We start from the raw sequence: 21428 nt of genomic DNA on the forward strand, positions 1-21428 counted from the left end.
GGGCAGGGAAGGAGCTTGTACCGCGCGGTCTCCCGCTGTCATTACGGAATGATAAGGATCGCGGTCGGTTCGTCGCAGAGCAGGGCGCCGACGCGGGTTTCGACACCCTCCGGCAGCCCGTCCAGGACAGTATCGGCCCACCAGTCCCTCGCCGGGGTCGGGGTTTCGGTGCCGGCGGTGGCCTCTGCGGTCCGCAGCGCCACGACCGCGAGCAGCCTTTCTTCGCCCGCCGCCCGCGTGAAGGCGAGGACGTGGTCGGCCCGCCTGCCGCGAACGTCGACCGGTCGATAGTCGCCGCTGGCGAACAGCGCCGGGTGCTGGCGCCGCAACCCCAGGAGCCTTGCGATCAGCGCGAGCTTCTCCGCACCCTGGCGGGTCGGATCGGCGAGTAGTTGCGCGCGCAGGTCATAGTCGACGGGACGGCGGTTGTCGGGATCGACCAGGCTGAAGTCGGGCAGCTCGGTGCCTTGGTAGCAGTCGGGCACGCCCGGAACGGTATAGCGGAGCGCCACCTGCGCCAGCGCGTTGGCGCGCGCCGGGGCTGCCGTTCTGGCGAGGAATGCCTGAAGGTCCGCGAGGAAATCGCCCGACTTGCCCGGATCGAGCAGCGCACGGACCAGCCCTTCGGCTGCACCCTCATAGCTTTCGTTGGGAGCCTCCCACGAGGATCGCAGCTTGGCTTCGCGCAGTGCCTTCTGCTGCCAGGCGACGACGCGGTCGGCAAAGGCGACCAGGCCGCCGGCGTCGTCGATCGCCAGCCCGTCCGGCCAGGCGCCGAACAAGGTCTGGAACAGCATGTAGACGTCGCCGGGATCCACCCCATCCGCATAGGGGGCCGCCAGGGCATGCCAGCGCAGCACCGCCTCGCGCCAGGCCTCCGGCAGTTCGCTCAGCGTCGCGAGCCGGGCGCGCATGTCCTCGCCGCGCTTGTGATCGTGCGTGGCGGTTGCGAGCATGCCGCGCGGGAAGCGCTCGGCCCGGCCGGCGGCATCGGCGTGGAATTCGGCGATGCTGGCGGAGAAGCGGGTCGCGTCAAAGCCGACGTCGTTGCGCGAGAGCAGCCGGCCATAGCGGTAGAAGGCGGTGTCCTCCACGGCCTTGGCGGCGATCGGCGCGGAGAGCTGCTGGAAGCGGCGCACCGCCTCCGCCGCGAGTTCAGGGTCCCCGGGGCCTGTGCCGGCGAGCCATTCCAGCACGCGATCGACCACCGCCTCCTCGCCGGGCGGCACATGCGCGGCGACGCGGCTGCGCGCGATCTCGCGGATTTCGGCGTCTCCCTCCGGCGCGGCATCGCCGGTGCCGTAGGTCCGGTAGACGGGGAACACCCACAGCAGGCGCTCGATCGCGCGGCGCAGCATGCCGCGGGTGAGTCCTTCGGTTTCAGGCGTTGAGGCGGCGAGCGCCGCGAACGCCTGGACGCACCGCGTCAGCTGGCCTTCGAATGCCCAGGCGAGCATGTGGCGCCGTGCCTCGAGCTCCTCGGCCTCGAAGTCCGCCGGGCGGCCGCTGATTTCCTCCCATAGCCGGTCGAGCGGTGCTTCGCCTTCCGGTGCGTGGAGGAGGGCGGCCACTTCCTCCATGAAGTCGTAGCCGCTGGTGCCATCGACACCCCAGTCGTCCGACAAGGGCTCGCCTGCGCCCAGGATCTTCTCGATCACCAGATAGGCCGGTCCCGGCGGAGCGTCCGCCGGCCGGGGCGTGGCATCCAGGCGCGCGCGCAGCGTACGGCAATAGCCGGCCGGATCGGTCAGCCCATCGACATGGTCGACCCGGACGCCATCGATCAGCCCCTCGGCATAGAGGCGCAAGGGGAGCGCGTGGACGGCCTCGAAGACCTCGGGATCCTCGATGCGGAGCCCGGCGAGTTCGCTGACGGTGAAGAAGCGCCGCCAGTTGAGTGCGTCGTTGGCGGTGCGCCACGACGCCAGCCGGTAATGCTGGCGCTCCAGCAGCGCGCGGATCTCCTGCGAATCGGCGGTCGCGCCACCCGCCTGGTCCTCGGCGCGCAGGGGGAAGCGGTGCTCGCCATAGGCGCAGACGAAGCGCCTGCCGTCCTCGACCACGATCTCGATCGCGCCCTGGTCCAATGCTTCCGACAGGGGCGTGCCGAGCACCGGCAGCAGCACCGGCTCCCGCCAGTCGATGTCGAAGAAGCGGGCGTAGGCGCTGTTCTGGCCGTGCGCGAGCACGTCCATCCACCAGGCGTTCTCGCTGCCGACGACGCCCATATGGTTGGGCACGATGTCGATGATGACGCCCATGTCGCGCGCGCGCAGCGCCTTTACGAGCTTCCGAAACGCCTCCTCGCCGCCCAGTTCGGGATTGATCCGGGTCGGGTCCACCACGTCATAGCCGTGGGTCGAGCCCGAGCGCGCCGTGGTGATCGGCGAGGCGTAGACGTGGCTCACGCCCAGCCGGTCGAGGTAGGGGACCAGCGCCTCGGCATCGGCAAAGGTGAAGTCGCGGTGGAACTGGAAGCGATAGGTGGCGCGGGGGGTCATCCGTTCCTCATGGCATTGATGCGGGCGACGCGTCGGGCAACCTCCGGCCGGTCGAGCAACTCGGACGCCGGAGCCGGCATGCGCCGCCGCCAATTGGGGTGTTCGTCGATGGTGCCAGGCAGGTTCGGCTGCTCCTGTGCACCGATCAAATCCTCGATCGGCAGGATCGCGAGCTCGCACGGGGTGCCGGCGATGAAGGCGAGGGCCGCGTCCACCGCGGGGGCGGGATCGTCGGCGGACGGCTCGGCCGCGTCCGTCACCTCGCCGTCGGTGAACGCCTGCCACAGCAGCGTGCGTTCCTCCGCGCGGGTGGCGCGCTCGTCGGCCTCCACGGCATCGGGGCGGGTACGGCCGAGCCGCCAGTTCCAGTCGATGTCGCGCCCGACCCACCAGCCGGCGACGGTCGCCAGGTCGTGGGTCCCGGTCATCGCCGCCGCTTCCTCGGACCAGCGCTCGGCGGGGATGAACCCGTCCTCGTCGCGCTCGAACGGCAGCACGCGCATGCCGAGCATGCTGCGCGCGTCCATCTTGGGCCGGAAGCCCTCGGGCACCGTGCCTAGGTCCTCGCCGATCACCACGGCGCGGGCGCGATGTGATTCGATCGCCAGCACGCGCAGCATGTCGTCGAGGGGCATGGTGAGATAGGCGCCGTCGCGCGGCGACGCGCCTTCGGGCACCACCCACAGGCGGCGCAGGCCCAGCGCATGGTCGATGCGGATGCCGCCGGCATGGTCGAGCGCCGCGCGCAGCGTCGCGATATAGGGTTCGAACCCGGTGCGCTGGAGCGCGCGCGGCGAAAAGCCGGTGATGCCCCAGCTCTGCCCCTCCGGCCCGAGCAGGTCGGGCGGCGCGCCGAGCGATAGTCCGGTGAGCAGGTCGTCGCGGCGGCTCCAGGCGTGGCTGCCGCCGCCGTCCATGCCCACTGCGAGGTCGGCGATCAGGCCCAGCGCCATGCCGCCGTCGATCGCGACGCGCTGGGCGGCGTCGAGGCTGCGCTTCGCCAGCCACTGGCAGAAGAGGTAGAAGTCGACTTCCTCGGCATGCTCGGCCGCAAAGCGCGCGACCGCGTCGCCGGCAGGATCGTGGAAGGCGGTGGGCCAGCCTTGCCAGCCGGTGGCGCCGCTCTCCGCAAAGAAGTGGGCGTGCAGCGCGTCGAAGCGCGCGTGGCGCAGCAGTTCGTCGCCGCCCTTGCGCACATAGTCGGCGACTTCGACGCGCACCGCGTCGCTGCGCGCGGCAAAGGCGGCGCGCAACTGGCGCAGCCGTGCGGGGATCGCGGCGCTCCAGTCGATCAGCTCGGGGGAGGCTGCCTCGTCGACGGCATGCCCGGCAAGTGCGGGATCGGCGTAGAGGATGTTGAGAAACAGCCGGCTCGACGGTGCATAGGGGCTGTAGCGGCTGGGATCGGCCGGGAAGAGCGCGTGCACCGGGCTGATCGCCAGCGCGCCGGCGCCGGCGGCGGCGAAGCTGCGCGCGGTCTCGGCCAGACTGCCGAAGTCGCCGAACGCGCGCGGGGTCGTGTCGCGCAGGCCAGCGATCTGCACCGCCGGCCCCCAAAGCCGCTTGCCGCCCGCGGCATCGGCGACGCCAAAACAGCGGCGAGGCGCGATCGCCAGGCGAAGGACGCGATCGCCCTGCACCAGCCGGTGATAGCCCGGCACGTCGATCCCGGGCAGTCGCCGCCCGTCGATCCGCAGCGACCGGCGGCTGCCGTCCTCCAGTTCCAGCCCGGCCGCACCCGCGGCGAGGCCGCCGGCGGGCAGCGGCACCGGCGTGCCGACGTCGGCGGAGACGAAGCTGCATGCGGTCGCCTGATCGGCCAGCCGGCGGCGGCTCTCGGCGATTGTGCCCTCACTGTCGGCGGGCAGGTCGAGCGCGGCGAGCACCTTCACCAGCGCCGCGTCGGAGACCCGCTGCGGCTCCCCGGCATAATCCTCCCAGTCGATCCGCAGCCCGGCGTCGGTGGCGAGGGCGTGAAGCGGGGTCATGCCTCCACCCAGACGGCGACGCTCGCAGCTGCGCCGGGCTCGCCGCGCGCGAACAGCGGCTGGGCCAGCTCGGGGAAGCAAACCGGCGCGTCGGCCAGGTTGAGCGCGATGGTGAGCGTCGCACCGTCGCCCATCCGCCAGCGCGCGACCACTGCCGCCTCGCCGATCGCGTGTGCGCCTAGGCTGGTGGTGCCCTTCAGCCGCGGCACGATGTGGGTGTGCCGGAGTGCAAGCAGCTCGCGGTAGAGCGCGCGCCACTCGGCGGCGTCGGGGCCGGGTTCGGGACGCGACTGGTCGAAGGTGCTGCGGGCGTTCGGATCGGGGATCCGCTCGCGCGCCGCCGGATCGGCGAACGCCGCGAACTTCGCGAACTCCTTGCGCCGGCCCTCGCGCACCGCGTCGGCGAGCTCGTCGTGGAAGTCGGTGAAGAACAGGAACGGCGCCTCGCTGCCCTCGCTGTCGCCCATGAACAGCAGCGGGATCTGCGGGCCGAGCAGCAGCAGCGCGGTAGCCGCGCGCAGCTTGTCGGGGTCGGCGAGCCGCGTCAGCCGCTCGCCCATCGCGCGGTTGCCGACCTGATCGTGGTTCTGGAGGAAGGACACGAACGCGGTCGTCGGCAGGTGGCCGCTCTTGCTGCCCCGCGGCTTGCCATCGTGGTTGGGCGAACCCTCGCCCTGGTAGATGAAGCCCTCGGCCAGGCAGCGCGCCAGCCGCTCGGCCGGCCCGTCGGCGAAATCCTGGTAATAGGCGCTGGTCTCGCCCGTCAGCAGCACATGCAGCACATTGTGGAAGTCGTCGTTCCACTGCGCGTCGTAGCGGCCGGCGCCCAGGCGGTCGGCGTCGTTCTCCTCATTCTCCAGAACGAGGTGGACCTGGCGATCTGGGCCGATTGCCTCGCGCAGCTCGGTTGCCATGGTATCCAGGAAGCCGGGATTGCCGATCGCGTGGACCGCGTCGAAGCGCAGCCCGTCGATGCGATATTCCTCCAGCCACATGCGCGCATTGTCGACAAAGAAGCGGTGCACCGGCTCCGCATCCACCGCCACTGCGCCGCCCCAGGGGGTGTGCACGTCGGTGTGGAAGAAGCCGCCGGCATAGGCGCCCAGATAGTTCCCGTCCGGACCGAAATGGTTGTAGACCACGTCCAGGAACACCATCAGCCCCAGCGCATGGGCGCGATCGACCAGCGCCTTCAGATCCTCCGGGCTGCCATAGGCCTCGGCCGGGGCATAGGGGAGCACCCCGTCATAGCCCCAGTTGCGGGTGCCGCCGAACGCATTGACCGGCATCAGCTCGATCGCGGTGACGCCCAGCTCGGCGAGCGACGGCAGCCGCTCGGCAACGCCTGCGAAGCCGCCGAGCACGCCCGCATGGACTTCCTCGATCACCGCCTCTTCCCACGGACGGCCCCGCCACTCGGGCGTGGTCCAGCGATAGGCGTGCGGATCGACCACGACGCTCCAGCCGTGCACGCCGCGCGCCTGCGCGCGCGACGCGGGGTCGGGCACCGCCAGATCGGCGTCGAGCCGGAAGCGATAGCGTGCACCGGCACCGACCGGCGCCTCGGCGGAGAACCAGCCGTCGTCGGCGCGGGTCATGGCGATCGCCTCGCCCCCGTCGATCTCCAGCGTCACCTCCGGGCGATCGGGTGCCCAGAGGCGGAAGCGGGTGCGGTCGGCGGCGACCGGCGACGCGCCCCAGCGGCTCACGCGGCCTGCTCCTCCGATGCGGCGCCGGGCTCCGGCTCGGTCTCCGCGATGTCGGCGACCCAGCGGATCAGCGCCGCGCTCTGCGGGCCGACCTCATAGTCGTTGCCGATCTCGAACGCGGTTTCCTCGGGCCGGGCACTGTCGACGAGGACGGTGCGGGGCACGTCGGGGGGCGGCAGGTGGAAGGTGATGGCGTCGCCCGATGCGTTCAGCAGCAGCGTCATCGCCTCGATGCGGCCATCCTCAAGCTGGCGTGCGCGGCGCATCACCAGGGCGCGGCCTTCCGGATTGTTCCAGTCGTCGGAGCTGAGCGGCTGGCCGCGCTCGTCCCACCATTCCAGGTCGTTGATGTCCGTGCCGGGCAGCTTGTCAGCATAGAGGAAGTTCGGGGCCCGCAGCAGCTCATGCTCGTGACGCAGCGCGATCAGGCGCGAGGTGAAGTCGAACAGCGCCTTGCCCTCGGGCGTGTCGCGCTTGCTCCAGTCGACCCAGCCGATCTCGTTGTCCTGGCAATAGGCGTTGTTGTTGCCGCCCTGGCTGCGCCCGAACTCGTCGCCCGCGAGCAGCAGCGGGGTTCCGAGCGAGGTGAACAGGGTAGTGAGCATCGAGCGCATCACCCGCTGGCGCGCGTCGTTGATCGCCGGATCGTCGGTCGGTCCCTCGACGCCCCAGTTGCGCGAGTAGTTCTCGCTGTGGCCGTCGCGATTGTCCTCGCCGTTCGCCTCGTTGTGGCGCTGTTCGTAGGCGACGGTGTCGGCGAGCGTGAAGCCGTCGTGCACCGCCAGCGCGTTGACGCTCGCCCATGGGCGCCGCGCGCGCCGGTCGAACAGGTCGCTCGATCCCGACATGCGCGCGGCCAACTCGCCGCGCATCGACGGGTCGCCGCGCCAGTATTTGCGCACGCCGTCGCGGTACTTGTCGTTCCACTCGGCAAAGCCGGGCGGGAAGTTGCCGAGCTGATAGCCGCCGGGGCCGATGTCCCAGGGCTCGGTCGACAGCTTCAGGCGGCCCAGCACCGGGTCCTGCCGCAGCACGTCGAAGAAGGCGGCGCCGGGGTTGAAGCCATGCTCCTCGCGCCCCAGCGTCAGGCCGAGGTCGAAGCGGAAGCCGTCGATCCCGAACGACGTCGCCCAATAGCGCAGCGAATCCGCCACCATCTGGATGACGCGCGCCTTTTCGAGGTTGAGCGTGTTGCCCGTGCCGGTGTCGTTGATCGTGTAGCGCGGGTTGTCCTGGACGTGGCGGTAGTAGGTCGCGTTGTCGAGCCCGCGCCACGACAGGGTCGGACCGCGTTCGGAGCCTTCACAGGTGTGGTTGTAGACCACGTCCATGATCACCTCGAGCCCGGCGGCGTGGAGGCGGCGGACGGCCAGGCGCAGCTCGTTGTGGCTGTTGCCGGCGAAGAACTGCTGCTCGGGCGCGAAATAGCTGAGGGTGTTGTACCCCCAATAGTTGCGCAGGCCCTTTTCCTGCAGGAACCGGTCCTGCACGAACGCATGGATCGGCATCAGCTCGACCGCGGTCACGCCCAGCCGCTTGAGATGGTCGATTACCCGCGGATGGCTGAGTGCGGCAAAGGTGCCGCGCTCTGGCGGGGAGACTTCGTCGAACAGCTTGGTGAGGCCCTTGGCATGGGCCTCGTAGATCACCGTATCCGACCAGGGCGTGTTCGGGCGGATGTCGCCCGACCAGTCGAAATGGGTATCGACCACCACGCCCTTGGGCATGGCGGGCGCGCTGTCGCGCCGGTCGAAGCTCAGGTCCTCGCGGCGCGAACGCACCTGATAGCCGTGCAGCGCGTCGGTCCAGCGGACCTCACCGTGCAGCTGCTTGGCATAGGGGTCGAGCAGCAGCTTGTTGGGGTTGAAGCGATGCCCCTCCTCGGGCGCATAGCGGCCATAGGCGCGATAACCGTAGAGGAGGCCCGGGCGCGCCTCGGGCAGATAGCCGTGCCAGACCTCGTCCGTCCACTCGGTCAGCTCATACCGCTTGATCTCCCGCCGGCCCGTGGGCTCGAAGATGCAGAGCTCGATCTTCTCGGCATTGGCGGAAAAGACGGCGAAATTGACGCCCAGGCCGTCAAAGGTGGCGCCGAGCGGGTATGGAGAACCGGCTTCGAGCCGGTCGGGCAGGCTATTCAACGAGGACCCCCTTCGTAACGAAGCACCACCGCCGCAAGCGGGGGCAGCACGACGGTTGCACTGGCCGGCTGGTCGTGCAGGGGCGTCGCGGAAGCGGTAACCATTCCACCGTTGCCGATGTTCCCGCCGCCGTAGATTTCCGCATCGCTATTAAGTACTTCGCGCCATTGGCCGGCGCGCGGCAGGCCGATCTGATAGCCGTGGCGCGGCTCCGGCGTCATGTTGAGCAGCACCACGCAGGGCGCGGCGCGGCCATCGCCGTAGCGGGCGTAGACGAAGACGCTGTTTTCCTGGTCGTTGCCCACGATCCAGTCGAAGCCGGCCGGATCGGCATCGCGCGCATGGAGCGCGGGCTCGGCCGCGTAGAGCGTGTTGAGGTCGCGCACCAGCCGCTGGATCGCGGCATGCTCGGGTCGGTCGAGCAGGTCCCAGCGGACCTGCGTGTCGTGGTTCCATTCGGTATCCTGGGCGAGCTCGCCGCCCATGAACAGCAGCTTCTTGCCCGGATGCGTCCACATGAAGCTGAAGTACGCGCGCAGATTCGCCAGCTGGCGCCAGCGATCGCCCGGCATCTTGCCCAGCAGCGAACCCTTGCCGTGCACCACCTCGTCATGGCTGAGCGGGAGCACGAACTTTTCGGAAAAGGCATAAACGAGGCCGAAGGTCAGCTCGCCGTGGTGCCAGCGCCGGTACATCGGATCACGCTCCACATATTGGAGCGTGTCGTGCATCCAGCCCATGTTCCACTTGTAGGTGAAGCCGAGGCCGCCCTGGTGGACGGGTGCGGTGACGCCGGGCCAGGCGGTAGACTCCTCGGCCAGCGTGATCGCGCCCGGGCAGCGTTCGGCCACTAGCGTGTTCATGCGCTTGAGGAACTCGACCGATTCCAGGTTTTCGCGCCCGCCGTGGATGTTGGGCACCCACTCGCCGGCGTTGCGGCTGTAGTCGCGGTATAGCATCGAGGCGACGGCATCGACGCGCAGACCGTCGATGTGGAAGGTCTCCAGCCACCACAGCGCCGAAGCGAGCAGGAAGCCCGCCACCTCGCGCCTGCCGAGGTTGTAGATCAGCGTGTTCCAGTCCTGGTGGAACCCCTCGCGCGGGTCGGCATGCTCGTAGAGGTGCGTGCCGTCGAACTGGGCGAGGCCGTGCGCGTCGGTCGGGAAGTGCGCCGGCACCCAGTCGAGGATCACGCCGATGCCGGCGCGGTGGCAGGCGTCGACGAAGCCGGCGAACTCTTCCGGAGAGCCGAAGCGCGCCGAGGGGGCGAACTGCGAGAGGGGCTGGTATCCCCAGGAGCCGCCGAACGGATGCTCCATGATCGGCAGCAGTTCGAGGTGGGTGAAGCCCATGTCGGCGACATAGGGGATCAGCCGCTCGGTGAGCCCCTGCCAGTCGAGCGTACCGAGCGCGTCGCCGTCGGGCCGCAGCCAGGAACCGGCATGCACTTCGTAGATCGACAGCGGCGCGCCCGGGGCCTGGCGCTTGCCGCGCTCGGCCATCCAGTCGCTGTCGTGCCAGCGATAGTCGGCGGTCGCGGCGACGATCGATCCGGTGGCGGGCGGCGCCTCGGTCTGGCGGGCGAGCGGGTCCGCCTTCTGCACGACGCGGCCGTCGGCACCGAGGATCTCGTATTTATAGTGGGTGCCCGGGCCGGTGCGGGGCACGAACAGCTCCCACACGCCGGCGCCATGGTGCCGGCGCATCGGATTGCGCCGGCCGTCCCAGCCGTTGAAGTCGCCGATCACCGAAACCCGGCGGGCATTGGGCGCCCACAGGGTGAAATGGACCCCCTCCACGCCCTCGACCGTGCGCGGCTGCGCGCCGAACACGCGGGCAAGGTCCCAATGCCGGCCCTCGTTGAACAGGTGGAGGTCGAGGTCTCCGAGGATCGGGCCGAAGCCATAGGCGTCCTCGATCTCCTGCACCCAGCCGCCAGGCCAGCGGATGGCGAGAGCATAGGGCACGTCCTCTTCCAGCGTGCCGGTCCAGAGCCCGTCGTCGCAGTGCAGGTCACCGAGCGGCCGGCCATCGTCCCGGGCCATCAGCGCGACCGCGTCCGCTCCCGGCTGGAAGCTGCGGACGACGCGCCGGCCGTTCTCCTGGTGCGCGCCCAGCAGCGCGAACGGGTCGTCGAGCGTGCCTGCGCGGAGCGCGCCTGTGAGTGCGCCAACATCGGTCATGCGAAATCCTCGTTGAGCAGGCGGGCCGCGGCGCGGGCGAGGCCCAGCGCCGGCACGGCGATCCAGTCCGGCCGGTTGGCCGCCTCGTACGCGACCTCATAGGCCGCCTTTTCGAGCAGGAAGAGGTCGAGCAGCGGGTCGTCGGCGCCCGGATAGGCGAGCACGCCACTCTCCGCCGCCGCCTCGCCATAGCCGGCCAGGAACGCCTCGATCGCCGAACTGCCGAAGCGTGCATAGCGGCGCGTGGCACGCGCTTCCTCGCGCTCGGCGCTGAACGGCAGGTTGCGCTCGGCGACTGCCGCCGCATAGTCGAACGAGCGCAGCACGCCGGCGACGTCGCGCAGCGCCAGATCCTTGGCACGGCGTTCGGCGAGCGGCTTGGCGGGCTCGCCCTCGAAGTCGATCAGCATCACGTCGCTGCCGGTCACCAGCACCTGGCCCAGATGCAGGTCGCCGTGGATGCGGGTGCGGGCGCGCCCTTCCGCGCTGCGGGCGACCGCCCCCACGCGCTCCATCAGCGCGGCACGCTGCTCCGCCAGACGGGCGAGCGCCGCATCGGCCTCTTCGCTGCCGAGCGACACGCCCTCCAGCATCAGCAGGGCGCGGTCGAGTTGCCCCGCCACACGGCCACCCAGCCGGTCGGCCTCCGCCGCGGTCATCGGCTCGGGCGCAAAGGCGGCATCGTCGCTGTCCTTCGCCAGAACCGCGTGCATTTCTGCCAGTCGACGACCGAAGTTGGTGGCGAAGTTGCGATAGTTGCTGAAGCTCGCATCCTCGTTGGTGGCGAGGCGTTCGAGCACGCCCAGCGTCCACTGCCAGCCGTCGCCCTGGTTGTAGACGAACGCCTGCGCCAGCATCACCAGCGTCTCGCGATCACCCTCCACCCGGGTCACCGTGCCGAGCATCGGCGGCACGTTGGCGAAGCCGCGACCGGAGAGATAGCGCACCATCTCCACGTCCGGATGGATGCCGGGTGCAACCTTGCGGAGCAGCTTCAGGACCGCGTGCTGGCCGAGCACCAGCGTGCTGTTCGACTGTTCGGCCGCCAGCCATTCCGGCGCGGCATCCGGCTCCAGGTCAAAGCCTTCGAACGCGGTGAAGCGCAGCTCGCCGCCGTCTGCCAGCGAGACCACCGCATGATCGTGGAGCGCCTGCACAACGGAACGGCCGAAGCCTTCCAGGGCAAATCCGTCGGTCAGCAGGCCCACCGTGCGGCCGCGGCGCACCCGCGCCAGCGCGAGGTTCGACGCGAACGGCCCGGTGTTCTCGCCCTCCCAGGCAATGCCGAGCGGCAGCATGTAGGTGGCGGTGCCGCTGTCGGTCTCGACTTCGATCTCGCCCAGCAGCAGGTCCTCGGCCGCGGGCATCGGCGTCGAGCGGACCAGATGGACCGATGCGATCGTCTCGTCCTTGGCCCCGAACCAGCGGCGCTGGGTCAGGTAGGTCGGCAGCAGGTCCTTCTCGAGCACGCCACGATTGGCGCCCAGCGCCACGTCCGCCAGCTCGGGCCGCAGCACGAAAGTGTAGCGTTCGATCTCGCTTGCGGGCGCGCCGCTCGACCAGCCGGGGCCCTCCTCGTCCGCGGAAAGGCGGAACCACAGGAAGCCATAGGGCGGCAGCGTCAGCAGATAGGGAAGCTGGCCGACCTTCGGAAAGGGCGTGCTGCCGAGCAGCTCGACGGGCGTGCGCCCCTCGAACTCGTGCAGGTCGAGCTCGACTGCCTGCGCGGTGCGGCCGAGATTGGCGACGCACAGGATGGTATCGCCCTCATGCTCGCGCAGATAGGCCAAGATCTTGCGGTTCGCGGGACGCAGGAAGCGCTGGGTACCGCGTCCGAATGCCTGATATTCGCGCCGCACGGCCAGCATGCGCTTGATCCAGTTGAGCAGCGAATGGCGGTCGCGCTCCTGCGCTTCCACGTTCACGGCCTGATAGCCATAGAGCGGGTCCATGATCGCCGGCAGCGCCAGCGCGGGCGGATCGGCGCGGGAGAAGCCGCCGTTGCGGTCCGGCGACCATTGCATGGGCGTTCGCACGCCGTCGCGGTCGCCCAGATGGATGTTGTCGCCCATGCCGATCTCGTCGCCGTAATAGAGCACGGGGGTGCCCGGCATGGTCAGCAGCAGCGCGTTCATCAGCTCGACGCGGCGCCGGTCGCGCTCCATCAGCGGCGCGAGGCGGCGGCGGATGCCGAGGTTGATGCGCGCGCGCCGGTCGGCGGCATAGGTGTTCCACAGGTAATCGCGCTCGGCGTCGGTCACCATCTCGAGCGTCAGTTCGTCATGGTTGCGCAGGAAGATCGCCCATTGGCAGTTCTCGGGGATTTCCGGCGTCTGGCGCATGATGTCGGTGATCGGAAAGCGATCCTCCTGCGCCACCGCCATGTACATGCGCGGCATCAGCGGGAAGTGGAACGCCATGTGGCATTCGTCGCCTTCTGCGCCGAAATACTGCTGGGTATCCTCCGGCCACATGTTCGCCTCGGCCAGCAGCATGCGGTCGGGATAGTGCGCGTCGAGGTCGGCGCGGATCTTCTTCAGGACGTCGTGGGTTTCGGGCAGATTCTCGTTCGAGGTGCCGTCGCGCTCGATCAGATAGGGGATCGCATCGAGCCGCAGCCCGTCGACGCCCAGGTCGAGCCAGAAGTGCATCACCGAGAGCACTTCCTTCAGCACCTCGGGATTGTCGAAGTTCAGGTCTGGCTGGTGGCTGTAGAAGCGGTGCCAGAAATACTGCCCGGCGACCTCGTCCCAGGTCCAGTTGGACTTTTCGGTGTCGAGGAAGATGATCCGGGTGCCCGAATAGATCTTGTCGTCGTCCGACCACACGTACCAGTCGCGCTCAGGCGATCCCTTGGGCGCATGGCGGGCGCGCTGGAACCAGGGGTGCTGGTCCGACGTGTGGTTGATGACCAACTCCGTGATGACGCGCATGCCGCGTTCGTGGGCCGCCGCGATGAACTCGCGCGCGTCGTCCATCGTGCCGTAATCGGGGCTGACGTCTCGATATTCGGCGATGTCATAACCGTCGTCGCGCCGGGGCGAGGGGTAGAAGGGCAGCAGCCACAGCGTGTTGACGCCCAGGTCGGCCAGATAGTCGAGCTTCGACATCAGCCCCTTGAAGTCGCCGATGCCGTCGTTGTTGGCATCGAAGAACGACTTCACGTGCAGCTGGTAGATGACCGCATCCTTGTACCACAGCGGATCCTGGTCGAGGGCGGCGGCGGTCATGCGAAGTCTCCGGGGGCGATGCGCCAGATGCGATAGGGCTGGTCGGGGTCGAGGCGGATGTGCTGGTGCTTGCCGTGCCAGCGGAAGCGGTGGCCGGCGGCGAGGTCCTCCACCGCGACGCTGCCGTCGTCGGGGATGCCGAACTCCCACAGCGGGATCTCGAACCCGGCGTCCTGGCCGTGGTGCGGGTCCATGTTGACCATCACCAGCAGCATCTCGCTGCCGTCGGGCGCGGGCTTGGCGTAGAAGATCACCCGGTCGTTGTGCGCGGGCAGGAAGCGGGTGTTGAGGTGCGTCTGCAACGCCGGATGCGCGCGGCGCAGGCGGTTCAGCAGCGTGATGTCGCCGATGATGTTGCCCGGCGCCTGCCAGTCGCGCGGCTTGACGATGTACTTCTCGGAATCGAGATATTCTTCCTTGCCGGGCACCGGCGCCGCCTCGCACAGCTCGAAACCGGAATAGACGCCGAACAGCCCCGACAGCGTCGCCGCCAGCACCGCGCGGATGCGGAAACCCGGTCGACCCGAGGTCTGCAGGAACACTGGGTTGATGTCCGGCGTGTTGACGAAGAAGTGCGGCCGGTAGAACTCCTTGGGCGCGGTCGTCGTCAGCTCGGTGATGTATTCCATCAGGCTGTGCTTGTCGTCGCGCCAGGTGAAATAGGTGTAGCTCTGCGAGAAGCCGATCTTGCCGAGCCGGTACATCATCGAAGGGCGCGTGAACGCCTCCGCCAGGAAGATCACGTCGGGGTGCTCGGCCCGCACCTCGCCGATCATCCACTCCCAGAAGGGCAGCGGCTTGGTGTGCGGGTTGTCGACGCGGAAGGTCTTCACCCCCCGCTCGACCCACAGCAGGATCACGTCGCGAAGCGCCGTCCACAGGCCGGGGATCGCATCCGGGCCGTAGAAGTCGACGTTGACGATGTCCTGATACTTCTTGGGCGGATTTTCCGCATATTTCATCGACCCGTCGGGCCGCCACGCGAACCAGCCGGGATGCTCGGTGAGCCAGGGATGGTCCGGCGAGGCCTGGATCGCGAAGTCGAGCGCGATCTCCAGTCCGTGCGCACGCGCGGACTCCACCAGTCGCGCAAAATCCTCCGGGCTACCCAGCTGCGGGTGGATCGCGTCGTGCCCGCCCTCGGCGCTGCCGATCGCATAGGGGCTGCCGGGATCGTCCGGACCGGCGGTCAGCGTGTTGTTCGGGCCCTTGCGGTGGGTACGCCCGATCGGGTGGATCGGCGGGAAATAGAGCGTGTCGAAGCCCATGTCGCGGACCGCGGGCAGCCGGGCGATCACGTCGTCGAAATTGCCGTGGCGGCTCGCATCCTCGGTCTGCGAGCGCGGGAACAGCTCGTACCAGCTGGAAAAACGCGCCGCGAGCCGCTCGGCATCGACGATCTGCGGTTCGGAGCGCAGCCGGTGCGGGCGGTCGTCGGCGGCGTCCATCAGCTTGGCGAGCTCGGGCGAGAGCAACAGAGTGGCACTGTCCTGGCCGGCACTTTCCAGCCGCTGCTGCCACTCCGCCAGTGCCGCGCGTACCTCGCCCTGCGAGCGTGCGACCGCCTCGGCGACCAGCGCGCGACCCTCGGCATGGTCGACCGGCTGGGCCACGCCGGCATCGAGCTTCTTGGTGAAGTCACGCCGGAACCCGCCGAAGCGGTCCAGCCAGCCCTCGATCGCATATTCGTAGCGGCCGAGCCGTTCGAGCGGGAAGCTGCCGCGCCATAGGTCGTTGGGCAGCTGCGTCATCCGGGCGACGCGCCAGCTGGATTCGTCGGCAGCCCGCCAATGCAGTTCCACCGCCAGCTGTTCGTGGCCGTCCGCGAACACGGTCGCCTCCACTGGCACCTGCTCGCCGACCACCCGCTTGACCGGAAAGGCACCGCCCTCGACGCGCGGGTGAAGCTCCTCGACCACCAGCCGCGGCGAAGCTGCGCCCGCGTCGATCGCCTCGGCCGCGATCGGCATCCGGATCGGCGCCGCACGGCGGGCGGTGAACAACCGCACTTCGCCGGCGGCAAGGGGGCCCTCGGCGTCGCCGTCCGCGTGCACAGGCGCAAAGCCTTCGAACGCCGCACCCATATATTCGCGGATCCCGTCGGCGGCCGGCAGCGGCTGGGGCGTATCGCTGCGGTTGACGAAGACCAGCAACGCAGCGCCCGCATCGCGAACGTCGCCGGTGTCGGCGCGCAGCAGCACGCCGACCGGCGCCTGCGGCCCGGTCAGCGCGCGCATTTCGCCGCCATAGCTTTGAACCGTCTGGACGACCGCGAGTGCCTGGCGCACGGCCGGCACCAGATCCCCGCCGCCGGCGAACATCTCTGCCGGCAGGATGATGCCGTTGGCACTCGCCGCGGCCACGGCCAGCGTTCGTGCGACCGCCGCCGGTGCATCGGCGTTTCCGGTGGTTGCTGCCGACACTTCCGCAAGAAGCGGTGCCTGGGCACGCAGTTCCTCATACTCCTCCACCAGCCACGGCGCACGAAGGTCCCACCACGCGAAGGAAGAGGTGATCGCGCTGAGCCCTGCCGGTGCGAGCGCGCGTACCTGCGGCCGCGTCAGGTCCGGCGCCCCGCTGATGAAGCCGGTGCCCGGGTGCCGTTCGCGCACGGCCGAGATCAGCCCGATCAGCGTTTCGGGCGGAATTCGATCCGCTCCGAGCAGCCGGAAGCCCGCAATTCCCGCATCCACGAGGGCCGAGAGCCGCTTCACCAGCACCGGGAGCAGCAGCGCTGCGGCCTCGGGCGTACGCAACCGTGCGCGCGCCTCGCCGCTCGCCCGCGCAGGCTGGCGGGGATCCACGGGACCGTCGCCAGCGCCGGCACGTCGGATCGCAAACGCTTCCGGGTGGCTGGCGAGCAGCGGGTGATCGATCGGCGCGCGATCGAGGGATAGTGCGACCAGCAGCGCGAGCCCGGCCTCTGCGCAGGCTGCGGGCAGTGGGGGCGGCACCAACTCCCCATCCCCGAGCACCGGCGCGTCGGCGCGCCACAACACCCCATCGAAGCCGACGGCAGCGGCATCGGTCAGCAGGCGCTCAGGAAGAGGGAAGGAGGGGATCGAGAGGAGGCGGGAGACGAACTGCGGCAAAAGTGACCTCCATCACGGGAACCTGCACTCAACATCGACCAGCGCGCATCGTTCCGCCCCCGCCGCAAGGATTTGCGGCAGGGCGACGGGCGATCTCGTCGAGGGGCGGGCCGGAGGTGCCGCTTATCGAGCGGCGCCTCCGACGTTCAGGCCTTGGCGCTGCCGGGCTTGCGCTTGGCCGGGGTGCTCGCCGCCTTCTTGGGGGCGGCCGCCCGCTTGGCCTTGGTGGGCGCCGCGACGACTGCGGCGGCCTCGTCCGCGGTTGCGGCCTGGGCGGCCGGCGTGCTCTTGGGAGCGGCACTGCGTGACCCGCGCGTCTTCTTCTGTGCGGGCGCCACTTCGGCATCCGTCGAGGCTGCGGCCTGGGCGTCGATCTCACGGCAGGCAGCGTCCCAGTGGCGCGCGTGCTCGCCCTCGGGCTTGCCCTCCTCCAGCCACATCGCGTGGGCCCGCTCGCGGATACGGTGCTCTCGATCGTCCAACTTCACTCTCCCGAATCCGGCATGCGCCGGGATTGTTGCCGCAGTCGTTGCGCTTGCGAAAGGGCTTACAGGATCGGCTTGCCGCCCGTCACCGCGACCGTCGCGCCGGATACGTAGCTGGCTTCGTCGCTGGCGAGCATCACATAGATGGGTGCGAGCTCCGCGGGCTGGCCGGCGCGGCCCATCGGCACGTCCTTACCGAAGTTCTCGACCTGCTCCGGCGGCATCGTGGACGGAATCAACGGTGTCCAGATCGGGCCGGGGGCGACGCAGTTCGCCCGGATGCCCTTTTCCGCCAGGAGCTGCGAGAGCCCGCCGGTGAAGTTTTGGATTGCACCCTTGGTGGTGGCGTAGGCGAGCAAAGTCGGCTTGGGCGTGTCGGCGTTGACCGAGGTGGTGTTGATGATCGCCGAACCCGGCTGCATGTGCGGCACGGCGGCCTTGGTCAGATAGAACATCGCGTGGATGTTGGTGCGGAAGGTCTTGTCCCACTCCTCGTCCGGGATGTCGGTGATCGCCTCGAACGTCATCTGGTGGGCGGCGTTGTTGACCAGGATGTCGAGCCCGCCGAACGCCTCCACGGCCTTGTCGACGATCGCGCGGCAGTGCGCCGGGTCGCCGATGTCGCCCGGTATCAGCACCGCCTTGCGGCCGGCGTCCTCGACCAGCCGGGCGGTCTCCTGCGCGTCCTCATCCTCGTTCAGGTAGGAGATCAGCACGTCTGCCCCTTCGCGGGCGAAGGCGATCGCCACCGCGCGGCCGATGCCGCTGTCGCCGCCGGTGATGATGGCGCGGCGCCCCTCCAGGCGGCCGGAACCGCGGTAGCTATGCTCGCCGTGGTCGGGCCGCGGATCCATTGCTGCCGTGGTGCCGGGAGGCGACTGCTGCTGTTCGGGCTGCGGCGGCGTCGGGCGATCGGTCATCATTGGCTCCTTCGCTCCGCGAACGGTCGACGGGGAGGCGGGTTCCGGCACCCACGGCCTCCAGTCGGCAGGACGGTTGCGCGAAGCGACGGCCCGGCGCGTGCATGCCACCGCGAAGCAGCGTTGGACGCTTCGTGCGGCTCGGGAAAATGCTCAGCCGACGGCCTTCTCCAGCTGGGCCTTGCTCATCTTGGAACGACCGGGGACGTCCTGTTTCTTCGCTTTCTCGTACAACTCTGCCTTCGTGGGACCGTCGCTCCCGCCATTGCCGCCGCCGCGCTCTCGTCGCTTGATCTGGGCAAGTCGCCGCTTGTTCTCGGAGGGGCTCTGCTGGTTGGACGCGCCCGCCTCGCTCAGCGCGATCGCAACCGCCTGCTTGCGGTTCTTCACCTTGCGCCCCGAACCGGATTCCAGATCGCCTTCCTTGAACTCGTGCAGGACGCGTTCCATCGTGTCCTTCTGGGCCTTGCTCTGTTTCGCCATGGTCGCTCTCCTTGAACGCAGGGAACGCGCGGACGGCCGGCGCGCTCAGCTGTCCGGACAACGCGCGGAGGCGGGAAATGGCACAGCCGGAGCGGGGAGCGGGCGGCGGAACGGTGGTCGGATGGAAGCTGGACCCGCGGGAGCGTGCGGAGCTGTTGGCGCGCTTCCCGCCCCGCTGGCCCGATACCGTCGCGGACCATGTCACCTTGCGCTCCGGAACCGGCCCGGGAACGCCCCTGCCGAGCGAGGAGGCGGGCGAGGTGGTCGGCTGGACCGACGATGGAGAAGGGCTGCAGGCGCTGGTCGTCGCGATCGGCGGCGGCACGGCACGCGCAGACGGCGGCACCTATCACATCACCTGGTCGCTGGATCGTGGCGCCGGCCGCAAGCCGGTGGAGAGCAACCGGGTCTTGGCGGAACGCGGCTGGCACCGGTTGGAAAAGCCGATCCCGGTCCGGCTGCGGCCGGCTCGCTTCTAGCCAGCGTTCACGGTGCGATCGGCCGCGGTTTCGCCACCCCGATGCCGCGGCTGTTCGCGGTCGCGCTCACGCCGATCATGCCGCATCCCTCGTAGGAGGCGGCGAGGCCGCAGGCGAGATGGGGCATCTTCACCAGCCGTTCCCGCTCGGCCACGGCATCCACGATCCGCGGGTCTCCCGGCGTAGGCTCCAGGATGGGAACGCGATATTCGTCGGCATCGCGCAGGGCGCAGACCACGATCTCGCCGGACTCCGCGTTCGGCTCGCAGCGATATTCCGCTCGCGTCGCTTCCCGATACTGCGCCAGGGCCGCATCCACATTCGCCTGTTGCGCCATCACCACCAGCAGCAGATCGAACGGCATCGGCACCTCCAGGGGCACGCGGGAATCGGAACCGGCCGAGTGTGCAGGATCCGACGCAAAACGCCAGCGCATTCGCTCGACAAGCGGTCGCGCCTTCCCTATCGCCGGGCCTTCATCATACGGAGCAGAAGCACAGCCATGCAGACCGCCAGCCAGGTTCTCGATCGCGTCCTCGTGCTGGAGATGGTCCGTGTGACTGAAGCCGCCGCCATCGCCGCCTCCACCTTGGTGGGACGTGGCGACGAGAAGGCGGCGGATGCCGCCGCCGTCGAGGCGATGCGGGAAGCGCTCAATGGCCTCGACATGGACGGCACCGTCGTGATCGGCGAGGGCGAGCGCGACGAGGCGCCGATGCTGTTCATCGGCGAGAAGGTCGGCACCGGCCAGGGCCCCGCGATCGACATCGCGCTCGATCCGCTGGAAGGCACCACCATCTGCGCCAAGGCCGGACCGAACAGCCTGGCGGTGCTGGCGATCGCCGAGGAAGGCGGGCTGCTGAACGCGCCCGACGTCTACATGGACAAGATCGCCGTCGGCCCGGGCTATCCCGCGGGCGTGATCGACCTGGACAAGACGCCGACCCAGAACGTCGAGGCGATCGCCGCGGCCAAGGGCGTGAGGCCCCGCGACATCATCGCCTGCGTGCTCGACCGCCCGCGCCACGAGGGGTTGATCGCCGAACTGCGCGCGATCGGCTGCGGCGTGGTGCTGATCGGCGACGGCGACGTGGCCGGGGTGATCGCGACCACCGACCCCGATACCACGATCGACGTCTACATGGGCACCGGCGGTGCACCGGAGGGCGTGCTCGCCTGTGCTGCACTGCGCTGTGTTGGCGGCCAGTTCAAGGGCCGGCTGCTGTTCCGCAACGATGACGAGCGCGCGCGTGCCGCCAAGTGGGGCGTCACCGACCTCGACAAGCAGTATGACCTGACGGAACTCGCCCGCGGCGACTGCATCTTCGCCGCGACCGGCGTCACCGACGGGTCGCTGCTTGCGGGCGTGAAGCGCATGCGCGGCAAGATGACCACCGAGAGCGTGGTGATGCGCGCCAGCTCCGGCACGGTGCGCTGGGTCAAGGGCGAGCACCGTATCGACGCATGACCCTGGCGCTGCTCGCGCTGGCACTCGCGAGCTACGCCTGGTTCCTGAAGGGTGAGGCGCTGCTGCGGCGCTGGCGCGGTCCTATGGCAGGCCGCGCCCGCGTGGAGCGGCTGCGGCGCTGGGTCGCGCGGGGGTGGCTGCTGTTCGGTGCCGTGCCGCTCGTTGCGCTGGCGCTGCTCGGCCAGGTAGACACCCTGCGGCGGCTCCCGGACGCGTTCGTGCCGCTCGCCCTCGCCGTGCGCACCGCGCTGATCGGGCAGGGCGATCCGGCGGCTACCGGCCTGCTCGCCGCGGCAGTGGCGGGGGGTCTTGCGGGGGGCGCCGGCGTCGGCCTCCTGATCGCCGCCTGGCGTCGCCGGCGGGGCAGGGGCGACCTCCACATCGGCCGCATCGGCGGGCTGCTGCCGCGCTCTTGCGCCGAGCTGCGCTGGGGCGCTGCGGTCGCAATCACGGCGGGGATCGTGGAGGAGCTCTTCTTCCGGCTGTTGCTGCCTCTGCTCGTCACCCAGGCGAGCGGCAGCGCGCTTGTCGGCTTCGGTCTCGCGACGCTGCTGTTCGGGCTGGCGCATGGCTATCAACGGCTTGCCGGCATGGTCGCCGCGACGTTGGTAGGCGGATTGTTCGCCGCGCTGTATCTCTACAGCGGCGCCCTGTGGTTGGCGATGCTCGCCCATGTGCTGCTCGATCTCAACAGCCTGGTCCTGCGACCGGCCTTCGCCGGTGCATGGCGGGAGCGGCATTGACGGCCG

Annotated in this window: 14 protein-coding genes; 3 read left to right on the top strand and 11 right to left on the bottom strand. The window is 69.6% G+C overall.

Annotation, left to right across the window (positions count from 1 at the left end):
• Positions 1–41: 41 nt before the first annotated feature.
• The 10 genes from treY to EO081_RS09740 form a co-directional block, all read right to left on the bottom strand.
• Positions 42–2501, bottom strand: coding sequence for a malto-oligosyltrehalose synthase (gene treY, locus EO081_RS09695; RefSeq protein ID WP_129341754.1), 2460 nt, complete (start codon positions 2499–2501; stop codon positions 42–44).
• On the bottom strand, positions 2498–4489 hold the full coding sequence (gene malQ / locus EO081_RS09700) for a 4-alpha-glucanotransferase (protein WP_129341755.1): 1992 nt from the start codon (positions 4487–4489) through the stop codon (positions 2498–2500). The genes treY and malQ overlap by 4 nt, the downstream gene beginning before the upstream one ends.
• Positions 4486–6198 carry a malto-oligosyltrehalose trehalohydrolase gene (gene treZ, locus EO081_RS09705; RefSeq protein WP_129341756.1) on the bottom strand — a complete coding sequence of 571 codons (1713 nt, stop codon included), beginning with the start codon at positions 6196–6198 and terminating at the stop codon, positions 4486–4488. Before treZ ends, malQ begins: the two co-directional genes overlap by 4 nt.
• A complete protein-coding gene (gene glgX, locus EO081_RS09710) occupies positions 6195–8339 on the bottom strand; it encodes a glycogen debranching protein GlgX (protein ID WP_129341757.1) in 2145 nt (714 codons plus the stop codon). Before glgX ends, treZ begins: the two co-directional genes overlap by 4 nt.
• Positions 8336–10522 carry a 1,4-alpha-glucan branching protein GlgB gene (glgB, locus tag EO081_RS09715; protein ID WP_129341758.1) on the bottom strand — a complete coding sequence of 729 codons (2187 nt, stop codon included), beginning with the start codon at positions 10520–10522 and terminating at the stop codon, positions 8336–8338. The genes glgX and glgB overlap by 4 nt, the downstream gene beginning before the upstream one ends.
• Entirely contained in the window at positions 10519–13752 is a 3234-nt protein-coding gene (gene treS, locus EO081_RS09720) for a maltose alpha-D-glucosyltransferase (RefSeq protein WP_129341759.1), read from the bottom strand. Before treS ends, glgB begins: the two co-directional genes overlap by 4 nt.
• Positions 13749–16844, bottom strand: a complete 3096-nt coding sequence (locus EO081_RS09725; protein WP_129341760.1) for an alpha-1,4-glucan--maltose-1-phosphate maltosyltransferase — start codon at positions 16842–16844, stop codon at positions 13749–13751. The genes treS and EO081_RS09725 overlap by 4 nt, the downstream gene beginning before the upstream one ends.
• Before the next feature lie 146 nt (positions 16845–16990).
• Positions 16991–17326: a DUF2934 domain-containing protein gene (locus EO081_RS09730; protein WP_129341761.1), complete on the bottom strand. Its 336-nt coding sequence runs from the start codon at positions 17324–17326 to the stop codon at positions 16991–16993.
• 65 nt (positions 17327–17391) lie between these two features.
• Complete coding sequence (locus EO081_RS09735) at positions 17392–18249, bottom strand: SDR family oxidoreductase (RefSeq protein WP_129341762.1); 858 nt, start codon at positions 18247–18249, stop codon at positions 17392–17394.
• Positions 18250–18402: 153 nt separating this feature from the next.
• Positions 18403–18732, bottom strand: coding sequence for a DUF6496 domain-containing protein (locus tag EO081_RS09740; RefSeq protein ID WP_129341763.1), 330 nt, complete (start codon positions 18730–18732; stop codon positions 18403–18405).
• 77 nt (positions 18733–18809) lie between these two features.
• Here EO081_RS09740 and EO081_RS09745 point away from each other — a divergent pair, with 77 nt between their 5' ends.
• A complete protein-coding gene (locus EO081_RS09745; protein WP_129341764.1) occupies positions 18810–19211 on the top strand; it encodes a hypothetical protein in 402 nt (133 codons plus the stop codon).
• Between the two features lie 7 nt (positions 19212–19218).
• Here EO081_RS09745 and EO081_RS09750 read toward each other — a convergent pair whose 3' ends face one another.
• Positions 19219–19575 carry a hypothetical protein gene (locus EO081_RS09750; protein ID WP_129341765.1) on the bottom strand — a complete coding sequence of 119 codons (357 nt, stop codon included), beginning with the start codon at positions 19573–19575 and terminating at the stop codon, positions 19219–19221.
• A 138-nt stretch (positions 19576–19713) separates the two neighbouring features.
• Between EO081_RS09750 and glpX the strand changes: the two genes are divergently transcribed.
• The gene (gene glpX, locus EO081_RS09755) at positions 19714–20679 is read left to right on the top strand and encodes a class II fructose-bisphosphatase (protein WP_129341766.1); all 966 of its coding nucleotides are present in this window, start codon (positions 19714–19716) and stop codon (positions 20677–20679) included.
• Positions 20676–21422, top strand: a complete 747-nt coding sequence (locus EO081_RS09760) for a CPBP family intramembrane glutamic endopeptidase (protein ID WP_129341767.1) — start codon at positions 20676–20678, stop codon at positions 21420–21422. Before glpX ends, EO081_RS09760 begins: the two co-directional genes overlap by 4 nt.
• Positions 21423–21428: the final 6 nt, after the last annotated feature.

This window comes from Sphingomonas desiccabilis (assembly GCF_004135605.1).
GTDB classification, from domain to species: Bacteria; Pseudomonadota; Alphaproteobacteria; order Sphingomonadales; family Sphingomonadaceae; genus Sphingomonas; species Sphingomonas desiccabilis.